Source organism: Pseudomonas sp. RW409, assembly GCF_003184125.1.
GTDB lineage: Bacteria > Pseudomonadota > Gammaproteobacteria > Pseudomonadales > Pseudomonadaceae > Aquipseudomonas > Aquipseudomonas chlororaphis_I.
In genome coordinates, this window is the sequence record NZ_QHHP01000007.1 from 199,433 (window position 1) to 215,610 (window position 16,178).

General features: G+C 63.1%; 15 protein-coding genes and 1 tRNA gene. 12 read left to right on the forward strand and 4 right to left on the reverse strand.

Annotated features, from left to right (window positions below; translation table 11 throughout):
* The first annotated feature begins 9 nt into the window (after positions 1 to 9).
* Both DK261_RS08090 and DK261_RS08095 read left to right on the forward strand, forming a co-directional pair.
* Positions 10 to 86 (forward strand) — tRNA-Ile (locus tag DK261_RS08090).
* A 272-nt stretch (positions 87 to 358) separates the two neighbouring features.
* Entirely contained in the window at positions 359 to 1,162 is an 804-nt protein-coding gene (locus DK261_RS08095) for a lipopolysaccharide biosynthesis protein (RefSeq protein WP_080768765.1), read from the forward strand.
* Positions 1,163 to 1,247: 85 nt separating this feature from the next.
* Here the strand turns inward: DK261_RS08095 and DK261_RS08100 are convergent, their stop codons facing one another.
* On the reverse strand, positions 1,248 to 3,602 hold the full coding sequence (locus DK261_RS08100; RefSeq protein WP_103331273.1) for a glucose/quinate/shikimate family membrane-bound PQQ-dependent dehydrogenase: 2,355 nt from the start codon (positions 3,600 to 3,602) through the stop codon (positions 1,248 to 1,250).
* 214 nt (positions 3,603 to 3,816) lie between these two features.
* On the opposite strand from DK261_RS08100, the gene DK261_RS08105 reads away from it, so the two are divergent.
* From DK261_RS08105 to DK261_RS08150, 10 genes are all read left to right on the forward strand, one after another.
* On the forward strand, positions 3,817 to 4,278 hold the full coding sequence (locus DK261_RS08105; RefSeq protein ID WP_009051175.1) for an Lrp/AsnC family transcriptional regulator: 462 nt from the start codon (positions 3,817 to 3,819) through the stop codon (positions 4,276 to 4,278).
* A gap of 182 nt (positions 4,279 to 4,460) precedes the next feature.
* A complete protein-coding gene (locus tag DK261_RS08110) occupies positions 4,461 to 6,158 on the forward strand; it encodes an NAD(P)/FAD-dependent oxidoreductase (protein ID WP_009051176.1) in 1,698 nt (565 codons plus the stop codon).
* Positions 6,159 to 6,262: 104 nt separating this feature from the next.
* The gene (locus DK261_RS08115; RefSeq protein ID WP_009051177.1) at positions 6,263 to 7,057 is read left to right on the forward strand and encodes a carbon-nitrogen hydrolase family protein; all 795 of its coding nucleotides are present in this window, start codon (positions 6,263 to 6,265) and stop codon (positions 7,055 to 7,057) included.
* Between the two features lie 48 nt (positions 7,058 to 7,105).
* Positions 7,106 to 9,571, forward strand: coding sequence for a pyrroloquinoline quinone biosynthesis protein PqqF (gene pqqF / locus DK261_RS08120; RefSeq protein WP_110175539.1), 2,466 nt, complete (start codon positions 7,106 to 7,108; stop codon positions 9,569 to 9,571).
* A 156-nt stretch (positions 9,572 to 9,727) separates the two neighbouring features.
* Positions 9,728 to 9,802: a pyrroloquinoline quinone precursor peptide PqqA gene (pqqA, locus tag DK261_RS08125; RefSeq protein ID WP_009045898.1), complete on the forward strand. Its 75-nt coding sequence runs from the start codon at positions 9,728 to 9,730 to the stop codon at positions 9,800 to 9,802.
* A 71-nt stretch (positions 9,803 to 9,873) separates the two neighbouring features.
* Positions 9,874 to 10,785 carry a pyrroloquinoline quinone biosynthesis protein PqqB gene (gene pqqB / locus DK261_RS08130; RefSeq protein ID WP_028684207.1) on the forward strand — a complete coding sequence of 304 codons (912 nt, stop codon included), beginning with the start codon at positions 9,874 to 9,876 and terminating at the stop codon, positions 10,783 to 10,785.
* 136 nt (positions 10,786 to 10,921) lie between these two features.
* Positions 10,922 to 11,674, forward strand: coding sequence for a pyrroloquinoline-quinone synthase PqqC (gene pqqC, locus DK261_RS08135; protein WP_016704071.1), 753 nt, complete (start codon positions 10,922 to 10,924; stop codon positions 11,672 to 11,674).
* A complete protein-coding gene (gene pqqD, locus DK261_RS08140) occupies positions 11,671 to 11,946 on the forward strand; it encodes a pyrroloquinoline quinone biosynthesis peptide chaperone PqqD (protein WP_028684206.1) in 276 nt (91 codons plus the stop codon). Before pqqC ends, pqqD begins: the two co-directional genes overlap by 4 nt.
* Positions 11,918 to 13,090 carry a pyrroloquinoline quinone biosynthesis protein PqqE gene (gene pqqE, locus DK261_RS08145; RefSeq protein ID WP_009051182.1) on the forward strand — a complete coding sequence of 391 codons (1,173 nt, stop codon included), beginning with the start codon at positions 11,918 to 11,920 and terminating at the stop codon, positions 13,088 to 13,090. The genes pqqD and pqqE overlap by 29 nt, the downstream gene beginning before the upstream one ends.
* A complete protein-coding gene (locus DK261_RS08150; RefSeq protein ID WP_028684205.1) occupies positions 13,056 to 14,897 on the forward strand; it encodes a S9 family peptidase in 1,842 nt (613 codons plus the stop codon). Before pqqE ends, DK261_RS08150 begins: the two co-directional genes overlap by 35 nt.
* Before the next feature lie 50 nt (positions 14,898 to 14,947).
* Here the strand turns inward: DK261_RS08150 and DK261_RS08155 are convergent, their stop codons facing one another.
* From DK261_RS08155 to DK261_RS08165, 3 genes are all read right to left on the reverse strand, one after another.
* A complete protein-coding gene (locus DK261_RS08155; RefSeq protein ID WP_003228885.1) occupies positions 14,948 to 15,106 on the reverse strand; it encodes a YqaE/Pmp3 family membrane protein in 159 nt (52 codons plus the stop codon).
* 130 nt (positions 15,107 to 15,236) lie between these two features.
* Positions 15,237 to 15,557 (reverse strand): DNA-binding transcriptional regulator, encoded by a 321-nt coding sequence (locus DK261_RS08160; RefSeq protein ID WP_009051184.1) that lies wholly within the window; start codon positions 15,555 to 15,557, stop codon positions 15,237 to 15,239.
* Complete coding sequence (locus DK261_RS08165; protein ID WP_009051185.1) at positions 15,535 to 15,906, reverse strand: type II toxin-antitoxin system RelE/ParE family toxin; 372 nt, start codon at positions 15,904 to 15,906, stop codon at positions 15,535 to 15,537. The genes DK261_RS08160 and DK261_RS08165 overlap by 23 nt, the downstream gene beginning before the upstream one ends.
* Between the last annotated feature and the right edge of the window lie 272 nt (positions 15,907 to 16,178).

A 16,178-nucleotide genomic window follows, 5' to 3' on the forward strand; every position in this document is an offset into this window, starting at 1 on the left:
GCCTACTGAGGGCCTATAGCTCAGTCGGTTAGAGCAGAGGACTCATAATCCTTTGGTCCACGGTTCGAGTCCGTGTGGGCCCACCATCCTTGAAAGCCGCGCATTGCGCGGCTTTTGCGTATCTAAAGCGCTGCAAATCCCTCGATCAGGCCGCCAGGCCGGCAAAGCAGCCGATCATTTCTTCCAAGAAATCGGCCCTAGCGCACAACTATTAAAAACCGCGACGGTCATAACCGCGCGGAAGTCGCGCATGACCTCCGTTTGACCCTAGACTGCATTTCTATCAATGGGGGAGAGCCTGTCCTTTCCCCGGCGTGATGCACCACCTAAGCCACCCCCTAATAATCAGAGTGGCCTGATGATTCGGACACAGCACATGGAAGTAGTATCTACGGCGCCTTCGCCTGGCCCGGTAACGGGGTTCGCACGTTGCCGGAATATTCAGCAAGGCCCTGTTTTCATCATTGCATCCGGTAGTTCGGCAAAGGACTTCCCCATCGAAACCTTTGCGAACATCCCGATGATCACCATGAACGGGGCCATCTCGATGTTCCGCGGGACCGGCATACGGCCTTTTTTTTATGCCTGCACCGACACCAGCTTTTCCCTCCAGCAACCCGAACTCTTCGCCCAGGCGATGGCTATCAGTCAGCGCGTGGCGCTCTGGGAAGAACATGCCCGGACGATTCCGATCCAGCCTCATGGCGAGCTGTTTCTGCTGAAGAAGGCGCCACGACAAACCTGGAAGGAGCGGTTGCTCAGGAGCAACCGCGACCTGGTTCGCCCTCCCCTCCTCTCGGGCAACAGGAGCCGGACCATCGGCTTCAGCAAGAATCTCGAGCTGGGTTTCTTCGATGCCCGTACTGTGGCCTATCTGGCGCTGCAACTCGCCTATCACGCCGGCTTCGATACGGCGATCCTGGTGGGCGTCGACCTGAGTCCTGCCCAGGGGCGTTTTTATGAAACGCCAGACACCTTCAAGTCGCCCTGCGGCCTGGACCAGCACCTGCAATCGCGGATCCTGCCGTCCTTGAAGCTGATGTCGGACAAGGTCATGGGTAAGGACTTCTCGGTGTACAACCTGTCCCCCACGTCGCGTATTCCCACGTCGATCATTCCCAACATCAGCCTCGACGAACTCGGCAAACTGATTAACCGCTGAGTTGTTGCAGGTGAACAGACGGGCTATATCCGCCCACAAAAAAAACCGCGCTAGGCGCGGTTTTTTCGTAAGCCAGGATCAGCCGTTATTCGGGCAATGCATAAGCGATCACATAGTCCCCACGGTCCGGCGACTGACGCGCTCCACCCGCGGTCAGCAGGATGTACTGCCGGCCGGTCTTCGGCGAAACGTAGGTCATGGGCCCCGACTGGCTACCCACCGGCAGGCGGGCTTTCCAGATTTCGTTACCGTTGCCGGTATCGAAGGCACGCAGGTAGAAGTCCTGGGTGCCCGCGAAGAACAGCAGGCCGGACTGGGTCGCCAGGGATGCGCCCAGGGTCGGCATGCCGATCGGGATTGGCATGTGCATGCGAATGCCCAGGGGACCGGTGTCCTGCACGGTACCGACCGGCACCTGCCACACCAGCTTCTTGGTTTTCAGGTCGATGGCCGACATGGTGCCGAACGGCGGCTTCTGGCACGGAATACCGGCAGGCGAGAGGAAACGCTGGCGCATCGCCCCGAACGGCGTGCCGTCCTGGGGCACTACGCCCATTTCGATGCCGCTGGCCCCGGCCGCGATCTTCGCGCGCGGGATCATGTAGTTGGCCAGGCCCAGGCGCATGTCGTTGACGAACATATAGTTGCTGTTCGGGTCCACCGACACGCTGCCCCAGTTCATGCCACCCAGGGAGCCCGGGAACTGCAAGGCGTGATCCATGCCCGGCGGGGTGTAGACGCCTTCATGACGCATGCCCTTGAACTGGATACGGCACATCAACTGGTCGAACGGCGTGGCACCCCACATGTCCGATTCGGTGAGGGTCTGGTTGCCGATCGACGGCATCTCTACCGAGAACGGTTGGGTTGGCGAGTAGCGTTCGCCGGGCATATTGCCCTGTGGCACCGGACGTTCTTCCACCCGGGCGATAGGCACGCCGGTTTCGCGGTTGAGCAGGAAGATCTCACCCTGCTTAGTGACCTGCGCCAGCGCCGGCTGTACCCCGCCCTTGTCGTCCGGCACGTCGTACAGCAGCGGCTGCGCCGGCAGGTCGAAGTCCCACAGGTCGTGGTGGGTGGTCTGGAAGTGCCAGCGCACCTGACCGCTCTTCACGTCCAGGGCGACGATGGAGGAACTCCATTTGTCGTCGAGTTCCGTGCGCTGGCCAGCGAAGAAGTCTGGCGTGGCGTTACCGGTCGGCAGATAGACCAGACCGAGCTTGGCGTCATAGGACATGGCCGACCAGACGTTCGGTGTACCGCGGGTGTAGGTCTCGCCCGCCGGTGGACGCTTGGTGGTATTCGGATTGCCCGGATCCCAGGCCCACACCAGTTCGCCGCTGCGCACGTCGAAGGCGCGGACCACGCCCGGTGGCTCGCCGATGGAATAGTTGTCCGCTACCCGGCCACCGACGATGACTACATTGCCGGCCACCAGCGGAGTCGAGGTCTGCTGGTAGTAGCCAGGCTTCACTTCGCCCATGTCGGTTTTCAGGTCGACCGTGCCTTTGTCGCCGAAGTCTTCGCACGGCTTGCCGGTTTCTGCGTTGATCGCGATCAGACGCGCATCGCCAGTCGGCAGGAACAAACGCTTGGTGCAGGCGGCCGGAGCGGCAGCAGGCTCGGCGGAGGCATCGAAGTAACCCAGGCCGCGGCAACGCTGCCAGTTAGGCGCCGAACCTTGCGGATCGAACTTCCAGCGTTCGGCGCCAGTGTCGGTGTCCAGGGCGAACACCTTGCCGTAGGCGGTGCAGGTATAGACCGTGTCACCGATCTGCAGCGGTGTGTTCTGGTCCTCGGCGCCCGCGCCGGTGCTTTGCGGAATATCGCCGGTGCGGAAAGTCCAGGCCACCTGCAACTGGTCGATGTTGCCCTTGTTGATCTGGTCCAGCGCGGCAAAACGATTGCCGGCGGTGGTGTTGCCCCAATGGGCCCAGTCCTTCTGCTCGGTACCTGGAGCCACAGGCTTGATGGCCGGCTCGCTGCTGGCCTTGACCACATGGGTCGGCACGAACATGTAGGCCAGGGTCGCCACGACGCCAATGCCCAGCACACCCGCCAGGCCATAAGCGCCACGACCGGCGGTCGCGCCCGAAGCACGTACCAGGGTTGGATAGATCAGTGCCACCACCAGGCCGATAACGGCGAAGGTCAGCACCCGCGAAACCAGCGGCCAGTATTCCAGCCCGGCATCCCAGACCGCCCAGATCGCGGTCAGGACCAGCGCCACCCCGTACAGCCAGGCACCGCGTGGGTTACGCCGGGCGATCAGCAGCCCGGAAACGATCATCGCCAGGCCCATCATCAGGAAGAACCAGCTGCCGCCCAGATTGACCAGGTACCCGCCCCCGCCGGCCAGTCCCAGGCCGATCAATGCGATCAGCACACCCAGCGCCCCCAGTAGCCATTTGCTGCCGGTGGCAGCCCCAGAATTATTCATGTCGGAAATGTCTCCCATTCTTTACGTGGCGAGAGAATGTACTAACCAGTTACTTATGACAACTTGTCGCAGGCAATTCGTGGCAAAAAATCTCAGGCGCGCCATTGAGCCTAGCCGTCACAGCACAGCCCGCAGCCAATAGGCCATGCCACGAGCATCGCCCCCAGCGAGCCTGTAACATGCTCGGCCACCGTTGCCCGCGCCGGAGTTCACCTTGTCTGACAGCCGCCCTCCCGTCCTCGACGAAATCGACCGCCAACTGATCGCGGCCTTGCAGATCAATGCCCGCGAAAGCGTGGCCATGCTCGCCAGGCAGTTGGGGATCGCCCGTACCACTGTGACCTCGCGCCTGGCGCGGCTGGAAAAGGCGCGGGTGATTACCGGTTATGGCGTGCGCCTGGGTCAGCGGGTCATTGATGGCGGCTTGCAGGCTTACGTGGGGATCAAGGTCCAGCCGCGCTCCGGCAAGGAAGTACTGCGGCGCCTGAGCGCCATGGCCCAGGTCCAGCAGCTCTGCGCGGTAAGTGGGGAATTCGACTATGTCGCCTGGCTGCGCACCGACTCGCCGGAACAGCTCGACCAGTTGCTCGACCAGATCGGCAGCGTCGACGGCGTGGAAAAGACCACCACCTCGATCATCCTCAGCAGCAAGATCGACCGTGGGCACCCCGTCTGAAGGGTCTGTCCTCGCTGCGACATGCGCGACTCGTCAATCTGCAAAAATAAATCGTCATATTGATTGCTCATCATTCAAAACGACGACACTTTGCGTCTTATTAACGTACGCAACGCTCCCTAGAATGGCTGCCATCTTTTCCTATACTCAGCGCTCTGCTCGAGTCGCCAGCAAGGTCAGCCATGAACAAGAACAATCGCCATCCTGCAGACGGTAAGAAACCCATCACCATTTTCGGCCCGGACTTCCCGTTCGCCTTCGACGACTGGATCGAACACCCGGCCGGCCTGGGCAGCATTCCCGAGGTCAACCATGGCGCCGAAGTGGCGATTGTCGGGGCCGGTATCGCCGGGCTGGTGGCGGCCTACGAGCTGATGAAACTGGGCCTCAAGCCCGTGGTGTATGAAGCCTCGAAAATGGGCGGCCGGCTGCGCTCCCAGGCGTTCGAAGGCGCCGAAGGGATCATCGCCGAGCTGGGCGGCATGCGCTTTCCGGTGTCCTCTACGGCCTTCTATCACTACGTCGACAAGCTGGGTCTGGAGACCAAACCCTTTCCCAACCCGCTGACGCCGGCTTCCGGCAGTACCGTGATCGACCTCGAAGGCCAGACTCACTACGCACAGAAGCTCGCCGACCTGCCGGCGCTGTTCCAGGAAGTGGCCGACGCCTGGGCCGATGCCCTGGAAGACGGTTCGCGCTTCAGCGAAATCCAGCAGGCCATTCGCGAGCGCGACGTGCCGCGCCTCAAGGAACTGTGGAACACCCTGGTACCGCTGTGGGACGACCGCACCTTCTATGACTTCGTCGCCACCTCGAAAGCCTTCGCCAAGCTGTCGTTCCATCACCGCGAAGTGTTCGGCCAGGTCGGCTTCGGCACCGGCGGCTGGGATTCGGACTTCCCCAACTCGATGCTGGAAATCTTCCGCGTGGTAATGACCAACTGCGACGATCACCAGCACCTGGTGGTCGGCGGCGTGGAGCAGGTGCCGCTGGGCATCTGGCGCCATGTGCCGGAGCGCTGCGCCCACTGGCCGCAAGGCACCAGCCTCAGTTCGCTGCACCATGGCGCGCCGCGTCCCGGGGTGAAACGTATCGCCCGGGCCGCCGATGGCCGCTTCAGTGTCACCGACAACTGGGGCGATACCCGCGAATACGCGGCGGTGCTGACCACCTGCCAGAGCTGGCTGCTGACCACCCAGATCGAATGCGAAGAATCGCTGTTCTCGCAGAAGATGTGGATGGCCCTGGACCGTACCCGCTACATGCAGTCGTCGAAGACCTTCGTCATGGTCGACCGGCCGTTCTGGAAGGACAAGGATCCGGAAACCGGTCGCGACCTGATGAGCATGACCCTCACCGACCGCCTGACCCGCGGCACGTACCTTTTTGATAACGGCAAGTTCGACAACGGCGACGACAAGCCGGGGGTCATCTGCCTGTCCTATTCGTGGATGAGCGACGCCCTGAAGATGCTGCCGCACCCAGTGGAAAAACGGGTCAAGCTGGCCCTCGACGCCCTTAAGAAGATCTACCCGAAAGTCGATATCGCCGGGCGCATCATCGGCGACCCGATCACCGTGTCCTGGGAAGCTGATCCGCACTTCCTCGGTGCATTCAAGGGTGCGCTGCCCGGCCACTACCGCTACAACCAGCGCATGTACGCGCACTTCATGCAGGACGACTTGCCCGCCGAACAGCGCGGCATCTTCATCGCCGGCGACGATGTGTCCTGGACCCCGGCCTGGGTCGAGGGCGCGGTCCAGACCTCGCTCAACGCGGTCTGGGGCATCATGAAGCACTTCGGCGGGCAGACCCACGCCGAGAACCCGGGACCGGGCGACGTGTTCCACGAAATCGGCCCCATCGCCCTGGCCGACTGAACCTGTAGCCACCGCGGGCTGCGATCGAGCGCAACACTCATGGCTTTTGAACAGCCCGCGGCAACGGCTACAGTGACAGTCCAGCGCACAGAGGAGTCATCACCATGCGTGTAGCGCTTTATCAATGTGCCCCACAACCGCTGGATGTCGCCGGCAACCTGCAACGCCTGCAGAAAATCGCCGTGGAAGCTTCCGGCGCCGACCTGCTGGTGCTGCCGGAGATGTTCCTCAGCGGCTACAACATCGGCGTAGAGGCGGTGGGCGCGCTGGCCGAGGCCCAGGATGGCCCGTCGGCGCAATACATCGCCAACGTCGCCCAGTCGGCGCGCATCGCGATCCTGTATGGCTACCCGGAGCGCGCCGACGACGGCCAGATCTACAACGCCGTGCAACTGATCGACAGCAACGGCCAGCGCCTGTGCAACTACCGCAAGACTCACCTGTTCGGCGATCTCGACCGCTCGATGTTCAGCGCCGGCCCGGACGATTTCCCCCTGGTGGAACTCAATGGCTGGAAGCTCGGTTTCCTGATCTGCTACGACATCGAGTTCCCGGAGAATGCCAGGCGCCTGGCACTGGCCGGGGCCGAGCTGATTCTGGTGCCCACCGCCAACATGCTGCCCTACGACTTCATCGCCGATGTCACCGTGCGTTCGCGTGCCTTCGAAAACCAATGTTATGTGGCCTACGCCAACTACTGCGGCCACGAAGACGAGATCCACTACTGCGGCCAGAGCAGCATCGCCGCCCCCGACGGCCAGCGGATTGCCCTCGCCGGGCTGGATGAAGCCCTGATAACCGGCACGCTGGACCGCCAGTTGATGCTCGACTCGCGCGCCGCCAATCGCTACTTCCATGACCGGCGCCCGGAGCTTTACGACGACCTGAACAAGCGCTGATCCGGGGTTATCCGCTAGCATGGGCGCTTCACTGTTCTGGAAGTGCTCATGCCCGCGCTGAACCACCCCCTGCCTCATCAGGAAACCCTGGCCAACGGCCTGCGGGTTTCACTGCACCACGTCCCTCGATTGAAGCGCTGCGCGGCGGCCCTGCGGGTCTCGGCCGGCAGTCACGACGTACCGCTGGCCTGGCCCGGGCTGGCGCACTTTCTTGAACACTTGCTGTTTCTCGGCACCGAGCGTTTTCCCGCGGAACAAGGCCTGATGGCCTATGTGCAACGCCACGGCGGCCAGGTGAACGCCAGCACCGGCGAACGCCACACCGACTTTTTCTTCGAACTGCCCCCCGCGGATTTCGCCGCCGGGCTGGAGCGCCTGGCCGACATGCTCGCCCACCCGCGCATGAGCCAGGAAGACCAGATACGCGAGCGCGAAGTGCTGCATGCGGAGTTCATCGCCTGGTCGCGGGATACCGCGGCGCAACGGCAGTTCGCCTTGCTCGACGGCCTGTCGGCGGAACACCCGCTGCGGGCGTTCCATGCCGGCAATCGCTACAGCCTCAACGTGCCGCGCCCGGCGTTTCAGCAGGCGCTGCAGGCCTTCTATCAGGCTCACTACCACAGTGGGCAAATGTCCCTGAGCCTGGCCGGCCCACAGTCGCTGGAAGAATTGAAGGCCCTGGCAGAGCGTTTTGGCGCGGTCCTCGCCATCGCTGAGGCGCAGCCGCAAGACGCCCCAGTACCCTTGCTGACATCTGCGCAGCAGCATTATCAGCAGCTCGAAGGGAACCACCTGAATCTGCTGTTCGCCTGCGAGCAACTGCCCACGGCCGCCCGCGAAGCGCTGGATTTTCTCTGCACCTGGCTGGCCTCCGGCAAACCCGGCGGGCTGCTGGCCACGCTCAAGGAACGCAAGCTGGCCGAGGGGTTGAAGGCCGCGCCGCTGTATCAGTTCGCCAGTCAGGCGCTGCTGCATATCCAGTTCGACTTGACCGAGCAAAGCGCCCAACAGCCGGAGCAGGTGAGTGAGTTGTTCTTCGATTGGCTGGCCTTTTTCAGCAGCCAGGACGACTGGCCAGCATTGCGCGACGAGTACGCCCTGCTGCAACAACGCAAGCGCCAGGTGGCCAGCGCACTGGCGCTGGCAAGACTGAACAACGAGCAGCTGGAACCACAACTGTCCGACCTCGGCGTCACGGCCCTCAAGGCCTTGCTGTCGCAACTTCAAACCCCGCAGGCCGCCAGCAGCGGTATCCACTGGCAACTGCCTGCACCCAATCCGTTCCTGCGCAGCTCGGCGCCAGCCGCCCGGGCCGGCCTGATCCGCGGGCAAACCAGCGCCCACCGTGGCTTGCGGACCTTCGCCCAGGACCGCTTGCGGCAGCGTCGCGAATCCTCGGCGATGACCTTCAGCCAAGCCATCGCCGACGATACCGGCGAAGCCGCCCTGTACTTGCGCTGGCGCCTGCAAAGCCGGTTGCCGCAGGAGCTGCGCAGCCGCTTGCAAAGCCACCTGCACAACCTGCGGGACGACGGACTACAAGCAGGCGTCGAGTTGTCCTTCGGCGTCTCGGGCAACCAGTGTCTGTTGACGCTGAAAGGGCTTCCCGAGCCGATGCCGGCCATGCTCCAACAGGCTCTGCTGGAACTGAGCCAACCCGGCGCGGCGTTCTGGCAAATGTCCCCGGCGGCTCCCACGCCGCTGTTGCCGATCCGCCAATTGCTCCAGGAGCTGCCCGAGCGCTGCCTGGACATACCCGCCTCCCAGGCGCCGCATCCACTGGATGAACAAGGCTGGCAAACGCTGTGGGAGGACGCCCGCTGGGACGGCCTTGCCATCGGCCTGGGCCATGCTCAAGGTGCGATCGGTGCGGTATTGGGCAAAGCTCCCGGGACCGCCGACAGCCAGCTTTCAGCCCCGCCCTCGATAGCCGCGCAGCAGCACTGGCATGAGCTCGCAACCGGCTCCGGCGAGCAGGCCCTGCTGCTGTTCTGCCCGGCACCGGGAAGCACCCTTCAGCAGGAAGCCCGCTGGCGGCTGCTGGGGCAACTTGGCCAGATGCCGTTCTATCAGCGCCTGCGGGTCGAGTTGCAACTGGGTTATGCGGTGTTCAGCGGCGTGCGGCAGATCAACGGCCAGACCGGGCTGCTGTTCGGCGTGCAATCGCCCAGCGCTTCGCTGAGCGAGATCCTCGAACATATCCGGGCGTTCCTGGCGCAGTTGCCTAAGTTGATCGAGGCACTGGATGACGCCTCCCTGGACGACCTCAAAGCTAACCTCGCCGCCCAGTTCGATGCCCGTGCATTGCCCGTGGCGCAACTGGCCGAGCTGCTCTGGCAGGGGCGACTGGCCGGCCATCCGTCGGATTACCTGGAGCAATTGCAACAGGAGATGATGGCGGCGACCCGGCCACAGCTGTTGCTCGCAGCCGAACAGTTGCAGCAGGCGCAAGGCGGCTGGCGCTGCCTGGCAAGCGGTGCCTGTCCGGGCGAACCCTGGCAAGCGGGAAAATGATCGTTACCCTGGCTGCAACGAGCTTTCTTCAACAAATACGGTCATTCCCCAGGGGGAATTTAGTAAGATAGCCCCCTAAGCATCTGAACATCTCCGGTTGGAGGTGGACTATATGTATAGATCTCAACCGTCCCACCCACCTGAAGGAGCACCTCTATGTCCTGGTCCAAACCTGCTTACACCGACCTGCGTATCGGCTTTGAAGTCACCATGTACTTCGCCAGCCGTTGATTGCTTGCGCAGTGCAACGCCTCGGCTCGCCGGGGCGTTTTTATTTTCAGCTTTAACCTGATGGAGCGGCCATGTTTGTCCAGATTCTAGGTTCCGCCGCCGGTGGCGGTTTTCCGCAGTGGAACTGCAACTGCGCGAACTGCGCGGGCTTTCGCGACGGCAGCCTGCGGGCAAAGGCTCGCACCCAATCGTCCATCGCCATTTCCGATGACGGCGTGAACTGGGTCCTGTGCAACGCCTCGCCGGACATCCGCGCCCAGCTCCAGAGCTTCGCCCCGATGCAACCGGGCCGCGCCCTGCGCGACACCGGGATCAGCGCGATCATCCTGATGGACAGCCAGATCGACCACACCACCGGCCTGCTCAGCCTGCGCGAAGGCTGCCCGCATCAGGTCTGGTGCACCGACATGGTCCATGAAGACCTCAGCAGCGGTTTCCCGCTGTTCACCATGCTCACCCACTGGAACGGCGGGCTGAGCTGGAACCGCATCGAACTCGACCAGAGCTTCACCATCCCGGCCTGCCCGAACCTGCGCTTCAGCCCGCTGCCATTGCGCAGCGCCGCGCCGCCCTATTCGCCCCATCGCTTCGACCCGCACCCGGGCGATAACATCGGCCTGATCGTCGAAGACCTGCGTACCGGCGGCAAATTGTTCTACGCCCCTGGACTGGGCAAGGTCGATGCAGCGCTGCTGGAAATCATGAACGGCAGCGACTGCCTGCTGGTGGACGGCACCCTGTGGGAAGACGACGAGATGCAGCGCCGCGGCGTCGGCACCCGGACCGGGCGGGAAATGGGCCACCTGGCGCAGAACGGCCCCGGCGGCATGCTGGAAGTGCTGGAGCAACTGCCGGAGCAGCGCAAGATTCTTATCCACATCAACAACACCAACCCGATCCTCGACGAGGATTCCGCCGAACGTGCGGAGCTGGCGCGGCGTAACGTTGAAGTGGCTTACGACGGCATGAGTATCGAGCTGTAACCACAGGAGCTATTACGGGCAAGTCGGATCGCCGCCCGCTCGCTCCTACAGGTAGCGCTGTCCGTAGGAGCGAGGCTTGCCCGCGATGAGGCCAGATCAGGCAACACTATCCACGGTTGTTCCCCGGAGAACCGCAATGACTGACACAGCAATGTCCCCCGCCGAATTCGAGCAGGCCCTGCGGGCCAAGGGCGCCTACTACCACATCCACCATCCGTACCATGTGGCGATGTACGAAGGCCGGGCGACCCGCGAGCAGATCCAGGGCTGGGTCGCCAACCGCTTCTACTACCAGGTGAACATCCCGCTCAAGGACGCGGCGATCCTCGCCAACTGCCCGGACCGGGAAATTCGTCGCGAGTGGATTCAGCGCCTGTTGGACCACGACGGCGCCCCCGGCGAAGACGGTGGCATCGAGGCCTGGTTGCGCCTGGGGCAAGCGGTCGGTCTCGATCCGGACCAACTGCGCTCGCAAGAACTGGTGCTGCCGGGCGTGCGTTTCGCCGTCGACGCCTACGTCAACTTCGCCCGCCGCGCCAGCTGGCAGGAAGCCGCCAGCAGCTCGCTGACCGAGCTGTTCGCACCGCAGATCCATCAGTCGCGTCTCGACAGCTGGCCCCAGCATTACCCGTGGATCGACCCGGCCGGCTATGAATACTTCCGCACGCGCCTGGGCCAGGCGCGGCGCGATGTCGAACACGGCCTGGCGATCACCCTGCAGCACTACACCACCCGCGCCGGCCAGGAGCGCATGCTGGAAATTCTCCAGTTCAAACTGGACATCCTTTGGAGCATGCTCGACGCCATGAGCATGGCCTATGAACTCAATCGCCCGCCGTACCACAGCGTCACCGCACAACGGGTCTGGCATAAAGGAATCACCCTATGAGCTTCGATCGCAGCAAGACCCCGACCTGGCGCCCCGGCTACCGCTTCCAGTACGAACCGGCGCAGAAGGGCCATGTACTGCTCTACCCTGAAGGCATGATCAAGCTCAACGAGAGCGCCGCGCTGATCGGCGGGTTGATCGACGGCGAACGGGATGTCGCGGCGATCATCCAGGCACTGGAAGTCCAGTTCCCCGACGTGCCCGAACTCGGTGACGACATCGAGCAATTCATGGAGGTCGCCCGTGCACAGCACTGGATCGAACTTGGCTGATTCGCCAGCGCCGATACCGCCCAAGCCGGAAGTCGGCCTGCCGCTGTGGCTGCTGGCCGAGCTGACGTACCGCTGCCCGCTGCAATGCCCGTACTGCTCCAACCCGCTGGATTTCGCCGAGCAGGGCAAGGAGCTGAGCACCGAGCAGTGGCTCAAGGTGTTTCGCGAAGCCCGGGAAATGGGCGCCGCGCAGTTGGGCTTTTCCGGTGGCGAGCCACTGGTGCGCCAGGACCTCGCCGAACTGATCGGCGAGGCGCGCAAGCTGGGGTTCTATACCAACCTGATCACCTCCGGCATTGGCCTGACCGAGCAGAAGATCAGCGACTTCAAGAAGGCCGGGCTCGACCATATCCAGATCAGTTTCCAGGCCAGCGACGAGCAGGTGAACAACCTGCTGGCCGGCTCGAAAAAAGCCTTCGCCCAGAAGCTGGAAATGGCCCGAGCGGTGAAGGCCCACGGCTACCCGATGGTGCTGAACTTCGTCACCCATCGACACAACATCGACCGGATCGACCGCATCATCGAGCTGTGCATCGCCCTGGAAGCCGACTTCGTCGAGCTCGCCACCTGCCAGTTCTACGGCTGGGCCCAGCTCAACCGCGTCGGCCTGTTGCCGACCAAGGAACAACTGGTCCGTGCCGAACGCATCACCAACGAATACCGCGCCAGGCTGGAAGCCGAAGGGCATCCGTGCAAACTGATTTTCGTCACCCCGGATTATTACGAGGAACGCCCGAAAGCCTGCATGAACGGCTGGGGCAGCATCTTCCTCACGGTCACCCCGGACGGCACCGCCCTGCCCTGCCACGGCGCCCGGCAGATGCCCGTGCAGTTCCCCAATGTGCGCGACCACAGCATGCAACACATCTGGTACGACTCCTTTGGCTTCAACCGCTTCCGCGGCTACGACTGGATGCCCGAGCCGTGCCGCTCCTGCGATGAAAAGGAAAAGGACTTCGGCGGCTGCCGCTGCCAGGCCTTCATGCTCACGGGCGATGCCAGCAATGCCGACCCGGTGTGCAGCAAGTCGCCCCATCACGGAGTGATCCTCAAGGCCCGCGAAGAAGCCGAGCACGCCACCCAGACCATCGAGCAACTGGCCTTCCGTAATGAACGAAACTCGCGCCTCATCGCCAAAGGCTGAATCCTTCAGCGCCGCCCAAGCCGTCGCCGCCGGCATCGATTTCGCCGAACTGCGGCTCGGCGCCAACGGCCTGTTCTGGAACGAATACCGTCCCGAAGATGCCGCCTGCCGGATCTGGCACTGGCGCGACAACCAGGCCCGCTGCCTGACGCCGCAAGGTTTCAGCGTGCGCAGCCGGGTCTACGAATATGGCGGCGGCGCCTTTTGCCTGAGCGATGACGGGCTGGTGTTCGTCAACGAAGCGGATCAGCAGCTCTACCGACAGTCGCTGCAAGGCGAAACGCCGATAGCCCTGACCTCCGGCGAGTGCCGTTATGGCGACCTGCAGTTCGCCGCCGGCCAGGTGCTGGCAGTGGAAGAACACAACAACCAGCATCGCCTGGTAGCCATCGACTCCGATAACGGCAAACGCCAACTGCTGGCCGAAGGGGCGGATTTCTATGCCGCTCCCACCTTGAGCCCGGACGGTCAGCACCTGGCCTGGATCGAATGGGACCGACCGCATCAGCCCTGGACCTCGACCCGCCTGATGGTCGCCGCGCGCCTGGCCAATGGCCGTTGGGATGACCCACAGTGCCTGACTGGCGACGGTGCAGAAGAGTCGCTGCAACAACCACGCTTCGATGAAGCTGGCCGCCTGTATTGCCTGACCGACCGCGCCGGGTTCTGGCAACCCTGGGGCGAAACGCCCAACGGTCTGCAGGCGCTGCCCTGCGCCGCCGCCGATCACGCCCCGGCCCCCTGGCAATTGGGCGGCTGCACCTGGCTGCCGCTGGGTGGCGACAGCTGGCTGGGCACCTGGACGCAAGGCGGCTTCGGCCGCCTGGGGCTGCGCCTGGCCGAGGGTTCACTGCAGGACTTCAGCGGCGGCTACAGTCGCTTCCGCAACCTGGCGCTGGATGAGCGGTTTATCTATTGCGTCGCGGCTTCACCTGTCAGCCCGTCTGCGGTGGTCGCCATCGATCGTCAGTCGCAGCGGGTCTCAGTCCTGGCAGGCGGCGTGGCGCCGCTGCCGCCCGAGCAGATCAGCCGTCCGCAAACCCTGCGCTATCCCAGCGGCCAGGGCGAGGCCCACGGCTTTTTCTACCCGGCCATGAGCGATGACGACCGGCCGCCGCTGGTGGTGTTCATCCACGGCGGCCCGACCTCGGCCTGTTACCCGATACTCGACCCGCGCATCCAGTACTGGGCGCAACGGGGCTTCGCCGTGGCCGACCTGAACTACCGCGGCAGCAGCGGTTATGGCCGCGAGTACCGGCAAGCCCTGCACCTGAGCTGGGGCGAGGTGGATGTGCAGGACGCTTGTGCGGTGGTCGCCTATCTGGCCCGACAAGGCCTGATCGATGGTGACCGGGCGTTCATCCGCGGTGGCAGTGCCGGCGGCTACACCACCCTTTGCGCGCTGGCCTTTGCCGATGTGTTCCGTGCCGGCGCCAGCCTGTATGGCGTCAGCGACCCGGTCGCCCTGGGGCGAGCCACCCACAAGTTCGAAGGCGACTACCTGGACTGGCTGATCGGCGACCCCGAACAGGATGCCGAACGCTACAAGGCCCGCACCCCGCTGTTGCATGCCGGCAATATCCGCGTACCGGTGGTTTTCTTCCAGGGCGAACTCGACGCCGTGGTGGTGCCCCAACAGACCCGGGACATGCTCAAGGCCTTGCAGGACAACGGCATTGCGGCCGAAGCGCACTATTACCCGGATGAACGCCATGGCTTTCGCAAGGCCGCCAATCAGGCCCACGCCCTGGAACAGGAATGGCTGTTTTATCGACGGGTAATGGAGTTGACGGGCACACCGCAGTAGTCGGCGCCCAAGGGGACAAGCCTGCTCCTGTGCAGGAGCAGGCGCCAGGCTCAGCGCTTGGCGATGATGTACACCGCATGCACGATGCCCGGGATGTAGCCGCACAGGGTCAGCAGGATATTCAGCCAGAACGCACCGCCAAACCCCACCTGCAGGAACACTCCCAATGGCGGCAACAGAATGGCGATGATGATGCGGATAAAGTCCATGGGGCAGCTCCTGATAGAAATCGACTCGTACGAGCCTCACAGCTAATCGACCCATGGCGTTTGGCAGGGTTCAGTCGATTCTGGCCAAGGGCCAGTTTTATCCTCAGGCGGCCGGTGTTTCAGTACCGGCTCACGCCAGTATCTCAAGGCCATGTTTCTGCACGATGCTCAGCAGCTTGAGCGCCATCCCGCTTGGGTGTTTCTCGCCGGACTCCCACTGTTTCACCGTGGACGCGCTGGTGTTCAGGTAACGGGCAAAGACCGGCTGGCTGACATTGCTCCGCTCGCGCAGCAGCTTGATCTGCTCCGCGGGAATGCTCGCCGGCACTGGCGCGATACAGGCCTCATCGAACTGGCGCATGGTGGTTTTGCCAATGGCGCCGATGGCGTGCAGGGCACTGGCCGACTCGTGTATCGATCCAAGGGCTTCAGTCTTGAATGGCTTGCTCATGTCTGATCTCCACAAACGCTTTCATCTCGAGTAGCTGCTGGATCTGCCAGCCATCCAGCCCTTCGTAAGCCTTGGCCAGCGCACGGAACGCCTGCAGCTCCTGGTGGCTGATATTGCTCTGGTCCTGCTTGGCGAACAGGAACTGGAACACCCAGTAGCGTCGGCCCCTGGCCAGGACGATCGAACGATGGCGGTTGGCGTTCAGGCGTTTTTTCCAGACCCCACCACCGAGGTCATCAGCCTGGCCACGGCATAACTCGCTGAATGCGGCCAACAGCTCATTGTCATGAATCAAGGCCTTTTTCGCCGCGACAGCAAAACCTTTGGTTTTGAACAACCGGATGGTCATGGCTTCCTTTCCCAAAAACATACCACTCAGTGGTATATAGGTTCAACCCAAGCTGCCCGGTGGTCTTTCATCCCATGCAGCCCCCACCGTCCTGGCGGATGAGCCTAAGGAACCCTCTCTGGATGATGGCCTTCAAGACTTGCTAGTGGTTTTGCAAAAGCCCGAGACAAAAAAACGCCCCGTGCGAAAAATCGGACACGGGGCGATGCGTTATACCGCGAGACGGTTCAGGAATTCTGTCAGGGCAAGATCGGGTATGGCGGGCCCAGGGC

Coding starts and splice junctions, on each gene's coding strand:
- pqqB (WP_028684207.1), top strand. CDS start 9,874: ATGTTTGTCCAGATTCTAGGTTCCGCCGCCGGTGGCGGTTTTCCGCAG.
- DK261_RS08150 (WP_028684205.1), top strand. CDS start 13,056: ATGAACGAAACTCGCGCCTCATCGCCAAAGGCTGAATCCTTCAGCGCC.
- pqqF (WP_110175539.1), top strand. CDS start 7,106: ATGCCCGCGCTGAACCACCCCCTGCCTCATCAGGAAACCCTGGCCAAC.
- DK261_RS08155 (WP_003228885.1), bottom strand. CDS start 15,106: ATGGACTTTATCCGCATCATCATCGCCATTCTGTTGCCGCCATTGGGA.
- pqqD (WP_028684206.1), top strand. CDS start 11,671: ATGAGCTTCGATCGCAGCAAGACCCCGACCTGGCGCCCCGGCTACCGC.
- DK261_RS08110 (WP_009051176.1), top strand. CDS start 4,461: ATGAACAAGAACAATCGCCATCCTGCAGACGGTAAGAAACCCATCACC.
- DK261_RS08165 (WP_009051185.1), bottom strand. CDS start 15,906: ATGACCATCCGGTTGTTCAAAACCAAAGGTTTTGCTGTCGCGGCGAAA.
- DK261_RS08160 (WP_009051184.1), bottom strand. CDS start 15,557: ATGAGCAAGCCATTCAAGACTGAAGCCCTTGGATCGATACACGAGTCG.
- pqqC (WP_016704071.1), top strand. CDS start 10,922: ATGACTGACACAGCAATGTCCCCCGCCGAATTCGAGCAGGCCCTGCGG.
- DK261_RS08100 (WP_103331273.1), bottom strand. CDS start 3,602: ATGAATAATTCTGGGGCTGCCACCGGCAGCAAATGGCTACTGGGGGCG.
- DK261_RS08115 (WP_009051177.1), top strand. CDS start 6,263: ATGCGTGTAGCGCTTTATCAATGTGCCCCACAACCGCTGGATGTCGCC.
- DK261_RS08095 (WP_080768765.1), top strand. CDS start 359: ATGATTCGGACACAGCACATGGAAGTAGTATCTACGGCGCCTTCGCCT.